Below are 592 nucleotides of genomic sequence, written 5' to 3'. Positions count from 1 at the left end.
GGATGGGGTGATGCCCTCGCTGCGGGTGGCGTCGGACGTGGCCTCGGCGGCGCACAACTGAGGGAGCCATGCGCAGGGCCTATCTGCATTTCACGCGCTTCCCGGTGCAGCGCAAGGTCATCGAGTGTCCGGAGCTGGCGGGCCGGCCCTTCGTGCTGGTGGAGGAGGCTCGCGGCCAGCGACGGGTGGTGGCGGCGTCCACGTCCGCGCTGAAGGCGGGCGTGCGGCCCGGGGTGACGCTCACCGCGGCGACGGCGCTGGAGCCGGGGCTGCGGCACTTCCCTTACCGGTTGGAGGAGGAGAAGCGGGCGCTGGTGGCGCTGGGGGAGGCGCTGCTGAGCCTGGGGCCGGGCTTCCAGCTCTCCGCTCCAGATGGACTGTGGCTCGACGCGGGGGCCGCGCACCTGTCGGGAGGTGAGGCGGGGCTGTGCTCTCGGGCGTTGGCGTTGTGCGAGGGGCTGGGGTACCGGGCGCACGTGGTGGTGGCGTCGGAGGCGTTCACCTCGCGGGCGCTGGCGCGCTTCGGCGCGCGGCGGGTGGAGGTGGTGGCGCCGGGGGAATCGGCCCAGGCGCTGGCGCCGTTGCCGTTGGC

General features: G+C 74.5%; 1 pseudogene. It reads left to right on the top strand.

The annotated features are described in order from the left end of the window. Positions 1-68 precede the first annotated feature (68 nt). Positions 69-592 (top strand): annotated as a pseudogene (locus tag FL311_RS43525) (DNA polymerase Y family protein); the annotation flags it as partial.

The sequence above is a fragment of the Myxococcus sp. AB025B genome, assembly GCF_006518215.1.
Lineage (GTDB): Bacteria > Myxococcota > Myxococcia > Myxococcales > Myxococcaceae > Myxococcus > Myxococcus fulvus.
This window is presented reverse-complemented; position numbering and strand designations above follow the sequence as displayed.